We start from the raw sequence: 7,007 nt of genomic DNA on the forward strand, positions 1-7,007 counted from the left end.
GCACCCAAAAACATTGAATAGAATTAGGTTTAATTATGAAAAATTTAACCCTTCCAACTTATGAAGATGTCGCAGCCGCTGCTGAACGTATAAAAGGTTTGGTCAATAAAACCCCTGTTTTAACTTCACGTACTGTTAACAATGAATTTGAAGCAGAAGTATTCTTTAAATGTGAGAATTTTCAACGTGTTGGCGCTTTCAAATTTCGTGGTGCAATGAATGCACTTTTGCAATTCAATGATGCTCAAAAAAAAGCTGGTGTGGTTGCTTTCTCTTCGGGAAACCACGCACAAGCGATTGCACTGTCAGCAAAAACTCTTGGTATTCCAGCCATAATCGTTATGCCCCAAGATGCTCCTGCTGCAAAAATGGCAGCAACACGAGAATACGGCGCAGATATTGTTGAATTTGACCGCTATACAGAAGATCGGGAAAAAATTGGAAAAGAAATAGCTGAAAAAAATGGCCTGACACTCATTCCATCTTATGACCATCCTCATGTAATTGCTGGACAAGGAACGGCTGCAAAAGAGTTATTTGAAGAAGTGGGTGACTTAGATTATCTGTTTGTATGTTTAGGTGGTGGTGGTTTATTGGCAGGTTCTGCCCTGTCTGCTCGCCAGCTCTCGCCTAACTGTAAAATATATGGTGTTGAACCTGCTTTAGGAAATGATGGACAAATGTCATTTAGAAAAGGAGAAATTGTTCATATTGATACGCCGCAAACCATTGCCGATGGTGCTCAAACTCAATATCTAGGCAAACTAACATTCCCTATTATTCAAAAGAATGTAGATGACATTTTGACAGTAGAAGATGAAGACCTGATTAGCTGTATGAAGTTCTTTGCTGAAAGAATGAAAATGGTGGTTGAACCGACAGGCTGTCTCGGATTTGCTGCTGCGCGTAATTTAAAACATGAGTTAAAAGGCAAACGTATAGGCATCATTATTAGCGGTGGCAATGTCGATATTTCTAAATATGTAGAATTTTTATCTGCGTAATAAAAGTCGATGTCTATCTATGATGCCAATTAATGCGTCATAAGTAGACATTACATGTCTACTCGTCTCTCGATCTGTTCGCGTCTTAATTTAAATAAACTTTTGGAGATGTGATGAGATTTATTTCTGAGTCTGAATCTTCTGCTCTCATCAATCATGAACTGGCTTATGACGCCATTTACCAAGCTTTAATTGCTGCAACTCAAACGGACACTCAAAGTTTTCCTGTAGTTCACGGTCATGCGTCCGATAGCAAAAATACATTTAGTGTTAAATCATCGGCGACTCAGCACTTAGCTGGTCTTAAAGTTGGTTCTTTTTGGGAAGATAACCCTAAAAATGGTTTGCCTCGCCATAACGCACTCATTTTATTATTTAATCAGACCAACGGAAAAATGGCAGCAGCCATTGAAGCAGGCAAAGTTAATGCATTTCGAACAGCTGCGTCTAATGCTGTTGCAACTCATGTACTTGCAAGAAAAGATTCAAAAGTATTAGCGATATTTGGTACAGGAAATCAGGCAAAATATGAATGTGAAGCTTTAGCAAAAATTAGAAATTTCGAGCAGATTTTGATAGTTGGACGCAACTCAAGTAAAGCTGAAAAAATGGCAGAAGCTCTAAAGCAATTAGGGATTGAAATTAAAATTACTGATGCAAAAGAAGCTTGTGAACAGGCTGATATTATTGTGACCACAACCTCCTCCCACACTCCTCTTTTTAAAGCAGAATGGGTAAAAAGCGGTACTCATATTTCATCTATGGGTTCAGATAAACAAGGCAAACAAGAACTTCCGCCAGAGTTATTTGCACATAGTGGTTTATTTTGTGATCTGAATAGCCAGTCTAAAGTCATTGGTGAATTCCAACACGCGCCCGAGTCTGCAATTTTAATAAATATCGGTGATGTGCTTTTAGCAAATGCTCAAGGAAGACAGTCTCAGGAACAAATCACAATTTATGATAGTTCAGGGTTATCTATACAAGATTTATATATCGCCCAAAAAATTTTAGAAATTTCTTAATATTGATCATTTAACTGCATCGTATAGGCTGATGCAGTTAGATTAAAACATCTTTCTTTTTATAACGCTTTGCGAATTCTCTCTTAAAATCAGAATTAATCTTGAGTAAAAATTTTGGCAAAAGACGCTATATATTGCTCAGCCTTTGCCTCATAATTTTGAAAACCTGAATCAAATACCCATCTTTCAATTTCAGATTTTTTGACTAAATTTTGCAAATAAAGTTGATGATGTTTGTCTAATTCTTCTCTTAAACTTCTTAGCATGAGTTCATTTAAACCAGCGGGAGGATTCAGACCTGTATCTAAAATACTAGGCGCAAATGCCACACTTTTGAGTTCCAATTGATGGGCTGTTTTCACAACAGTTTTTATCGCAGTCTCGATTCTTTCTATCGTGAAATCTTCTGGTGCCCCCATCCCGACAAGTAAAACATTAGAGGCTTGTATGGTTGATGGAGTTTGATTTATTAAAAGAACATCATTCAATTTCGCGCTGAACCCGTTATTTTTTCGTATTTCATTTAGTCTTCCATTTAGAGCTTCATCTAAATGTGCCAATCCACCCGAAAAAGAGCGGTTATGCATTTCATGTTCAAAAATACAAGCACAGGAAAGTTCAACCTCAGCCGAGGTACAATCCCAAGTCACGAGTTCGATGTCTAGATTTTGGTAACTTCCAATTTTTGTTTGCTTTATATCTGTGCTCATATTTTTTCTCTTCTGGTTTTACCATCCATATTTAAGCTCAAGGCCTAAATAGTTTGCATCTTTACCACCTGCTCTCTTAACTGTATCTCCAACTTCAAAGTGAACCCCTTCGGCAGCCACAGACAAATTAGCATTTATTTTTTGGTCTGCTCTCAATTGAATATATGCCCCTGTCCAGCTTGAGCCTTGGCCTGCTGTGTTTGCCATGCTGTTATTGCCTTGGAAATAAACTGCGTCGTGGGTGGTTTCACGCCACTGAAAACCTAAAGCACTTAACAGAGTAAGTTTATCTGAAGGCTTAAGTGTCAGAGAGGGTTTTATGTGAATAATATTGCTGTAGCCACTGTAACCCGCCAAAGTAAAGTATGAGCCGTTTGCAAAGAGCTGGTTAAAAGTATTGAGTTCATTATCGTTGGCGTTTTTATCACCTGTAGCAATATCAAACTGGACGCCTAAACGCGGCGACCAAGCTTGGTCAGCAAACGTGTATCCTGTAATGCTACTGAGTCCCCATGCCTGAATAGTTTGTCCACCAATCCTTCCATGTTGAAACATACCTTCAACATCCCAATCGATATTATTCTTTTTACCCATATGGCGAAGGTCATATAAGTCTCTAATTTCATTACCCTTAACGCTTGTAAAAGATGCATTATCCCGTTCATAACGTGAGTAATAACCAGATAACTCACCTCCCCACACATTTTGTTTATCTACACGAAAGCCACTAAAACTTAAATTACTTTTCGAGTGGTCATTAAAAGTTGAATCTTTTTCAATTTGAACAGGTCTAGTGAGATAACCTAAAACTCTCCAATCGCCATATTCATAACCAGACCAAATGCCATCGAAGGCTTGCCGAACGTTTGGCCCCTCGCGATTTGAAATAAAGCGTTGTAAGTCAAAAGCCATCTCTTGACGGCCAACTCTAAACTTAAAAGTTCCGTTATTTAAAGGACTCACCCAAGCAATAAAAGCTTGCTCTACATCAAGTCTATTCTGGTCGGTGCTGCTAATATTCTTTTTATCAAACGCTCTTGCATCACTAAGCTGAGTAAATAATTGTAAATGATCGCCAATACGTGCATCTGCATGAACTTGTAATCTTTGAATTAAATAGCGATCGGCTTGATTATTTCCGCTGCCAAATCTCGCATTATTATTGACTTCAAAACGCTCACGAATATTCGCACCCAATGACAAATAATTATTATTGCCAAAGGGTATATATTTGAAATCATCGCCTATTTTCTTTGGTACACACGAGTTTTTTAAAACATCCCAATTTTCTTGCCAACGATTGGTTGAAATTTTTGGACGAGTTGGACATGTATTTATATTTGAAGCTTCATTTTCTGCATGAGCAAATTCATAAAGAAATAAACTCCCCGTAAGCAAGAAACTCATTTTTATAATTTTGAGATAATTTTCTGAGGTCTTAGTGCGATATTTTCTATCATTAGAAATAGGCTGGGCCATATAATTATCCACGGTAATAAACAGGTCATTGCAGAGACTTAGTCTTTTACGCTCACACCGCCCTTAGGCCATATGAGCATTGATTTCGAACAATCATTAAGACAATAAATTACTTTGTAGCAGCATGAATTTCGGCAATATAACCACCCGGGAACTGTACCATTGCCGCCTCACGACCCTCTGATTTATAGGCATTCACCAAGACTGTCACACCCGCTTTTGTGGCTTTATCTAAAGTCTCTGATAAATTTTTGACTTCATAACCCGTCATATCGTGCCCATATGGATATGGAAGATGACCATCAGTAACCAATACTGTCATTTTGCCGAAATCAGATTCAACGCGAATACGTCTATACGTTTCATTTGGGCGTCCAATTTCTACACCAGCCGCTTTAGGGTTGTCTGAAACCACTTTGCCGTGCGAGAAATTAACGAACTTTTTAACGAAAGAATCGGCACTTTGTTTTGAAACATAAATACGATTTTCTGGAACAGTTTCCAGTTTGTTATAGCTCGGTTTAGTGGTGTGCCAATAAAGCTGCATATTTACGCCACCCGGCCATTGGATGACTGCATCACGCCCGATTGGGTCAGGAAATGCATCAACAATCACATCTGCGCCATTTGCTTTGGCAGACTGTACGGCTGCATCCATATCTTTGACTAAATAGCCTGTTCTTTCCGAGCCAAAAGGATATGGAACGGGAGTTTTAAAACCAAATACAGACAGTGTTCCTACTGGAGTCAATACAAGTTGAGAAATGGTCTGGCTTGGTGTTGGCGTCACCTGAAAAACGCCCTGTTTAGATTTAGTTCCACCAAAAGTCGCGACTAAGCTCTCGGTAAATTTATCGAATTCTTCTGGGTTAACATACACATGCGTTGTATCGTATTGAGGAGCTACACCGGGCGCTTCACTTTTTACATTGATTGTTGTTTTGGCAAAAACTTGAGGAACAATGGCAACATTTGTGCCCACTAGCATTGTGCTTAAAAGCAAGGCTGATAATGATTTACGCATAAAAGACTCCGTAAAAATTAAGTACTACAACTTATTGTGACTTTGTTTGTTGATTAGAAAGAATGGTGACCATTACTAGAGCGGCAATGAGACCGAGGTGTTCAAAGAAACTATTAAAGGTGCTAAAAAATGCTGGACCTGTGTGATTCCAAAAATCGTTTGCAACCAGCATCGCTATGGCGGTTAGACAGCCTAAAGCCCCGGCACCTAACCAGACAAAACGATTAAAAATAACCAAGAGCGAACCCACAATTTCAATCAAAATCGCTGTAGATGCCCAGAGCCAAGCAGGCTGTAAACCAAAACTCGCCTGCTCCTCAATAGCCATATGAAATCCGATTAATTTATTAATTCCACCGACTAAATAGGCTGAAACTAATGCAAGTCGAAGAAGTGGCAGCAATCCATGAATTGATAAGATCTTTTTTACCCACACAGGATTATTATTAATTAAGTCACTCATCTATTTACCTCATTGGCATTTCGATTTTTAACAACCCTATAAAGTTATAAAAATATTAATATTTTCAAGAAATATGATTTTAATTTAGATATTTAAAATGATTATTTATATAGCTCACCAAACAAATTAATTAGCAGACTATATAAAATCAAAAATAACTGTAAACTACTAGATATTCATTTAAATACAAACTGTATCCCTAAAAGATACAATGATTGATAAGTAGAACATCATAATATAGTTTAGCGACACGCGGTAATCCTCCCATAAATAACCGAAGTTAAAAGTAGAGGTTAAGCAGCCATTAGAGGTGGCTTTCCTTTGTTAGCTTGATGTGGTCTTTCATGGTTGTAATGCCACAACCAGTTTGTTGCATAATCTTGTACTTCATCCAAAGTATCAAATAAATGCTTGCTCAGCCAACTATAACGTATGGTCCGATTATAGCGTTCAATATACGCATTCTGCTGTGGCTTACCCGGTTGAATATATTCAATACGAATACCGTGCTCAGTAGCCCAGCGCACAAATTCGTGACTGATAAATTCGGGACCATTATCGCATCGGATCACTAACGGTTTTTCTCTCCACTCCAGCAATTGATTCAACGTACGAATAACCCTGATTGTGGGCAATGAGAACCCTGCTTCAATGGCTAGGCCTTCGCGGCGGTAATCATCAATCACATTCAATAATCGAAACTTGCGACCATCGGAAAGCTGATCATGCATAAAATCTAATGACCAAACCTGATTTTCTCGGATTGGTTCTTTCAATGGTTCAGGCGCATGCCGTTTTAGTCTTCTTCTCGGTTTAATACGCAGATTCAGTGCCAACTCACAGTAAATGCGGTAAACCCGCTTGTGATTCCAGCAGCAACTCTCAACATGCCGTAAATACGAGAAGCACAAACCAAAGCCCCAATCGGAATTTTCCTCAGTGAGTTCAATGAGCTGTTCAGCAATGAGTGCATTGTCATCGCTGAGTTTGGCTTGATAGCGGTAGCAGGTTTCACTAATGCCAAATGCTTTACAAGCCAAACGAATACTAATGGCATGCTGGGCAACTGCCTGTTGTGCCATCTTACGCCGGCAAGATGGCTTTACCACTTTTTTGCCATCGCTTCCTGGATGATTTCGGCCTTTAATCGCTCTTCCGCATACATCTTTTTAAGTCTGGTATTTTCGGCTTCTAGCTCTTTCAGTCGAGCCATTAATGATGTATCCATACCACCATATTTGGCACGCCATTTATAAAAGGTAGCATTACTCATGCCGTGTTCACGGCAAAGGGTCGCTACAG

Annotated in this window: 7 protein-coding genes; 2 read left to right on the top strand and 5 right to left on the bottom strand. The window is 38.9% G+C overall.

The features are described from left to right. Positions 1–35 precede the first annotated feature (35 nt). Together ACINWC141_RS08095 and ACINWC141_RS08100 are read left to right on the top strand one after the other, a co-directional pair. Positions 36–1,004 (top strand): threo-3-hydroxy-L-aspartate ammonia-lyase, encoded by a 969-nt coding sequence (locus ACINWC141_RS08095; protein WP_009389789.1) that lies wholly within the window; start codon positions 36–38, stop codon positions 1,002–1,004. Between the two features lie 113 nt (positions 1,005–1,117). Further along, positions 1,118–2,029: an ornithine cyclodeaminase family protein gene (locus ACINWC141_RS08100; protein ID WP_009390045.1), complete on the top strand. Its 912-nt coding sequence runs from the start codon at positions 1,118–1,120 to the stop codon at positions 2,027–2,029. Between the two features lie 95 nt (positions 2,030–2,124). On the opposite strand, the gene ACINWC141_RS08105 is transcribed toward ACINWC141_RS08100, so the two are convergent. The 5 genes from ACINWC141_RS08105 to ACINWC141_RS08125 all read right to left on the bottom strand — a co-directional run. Further along, positions 2,125–2,739: a M17 family peptidase N-terminal domain-containing protein gene (locus tag ACINWC141_RS08105; RefSeq protein WP_009389768.1), complete on the bottom strand. Its 615-nt coding sequence runs from the start codon at positions 2,737–2,739 to the stop codon at positions 2,125–2,127. An 18-nt stretch (positions 2,740–2,757) separates the two neighbouring features. After that, positions 2,758–4,218 carry an alginate export family protein gene (locus ACINWC141_RS08110; RefSeq protein WP_009389905.1) on the bottom strand — a complete coding sequence of 487 codons (1,461 nt, stop codon included), beginning with the start codon at positions 4,216–4,218 and terminating at the stop codon, positions 2,758–2,760. A gap of 109 nt (positions 4,219–4,327) precedes the next feature. Continuing rightward, complete coding sequence (locus ACINWC141_RS08115) at positions 4,328–5,242, bottom strand: hypothetical protein (RefSeq protein ID WP_009389971.1); 915 nt, start codon at positions 5,240–5,242, stop codon at positions 4,328–4,330. A gap of 31 nt (positions 5,243–5,273) precedes the next feature. Next, positions 5,274–5,705 (bottom strand): DoxX family protein, encoded by a 432-nt coding sequence (locus ACINWC141_RS08120; protein WP_009389993.1) that lies wholly within the window; start codon positions 5,703–5,705, stop codon positions 5,274–5,276. Between the two features lie 293 nt (positions 5,706–5,998). Next, positions 5,999–7,007 (bottom strand): IS3 family transposase gene (locus tag ACINWC141_RS08125; protein WP_155757872.1). Its coding sequence is split into 2 segments (ribosomal slippage), with 1,010 coding nucleotides annotated over them: positions 5,999–6,822 and positions 6,822–7,007; the frame shifts between segments, so codons are not numbered across the junction. This gene is flagged as partial in the annotation.

The sequence above is a fragment of the Acinetobacter sp. WC-141 genome, from assembly GCF_000313935.1.
Taxonomy (GTDB): Bacteria; Pseudomonadota; Gammaproteobacteria; order Pseudomonadales; family Moraxellaceae; genus Acinetobacter.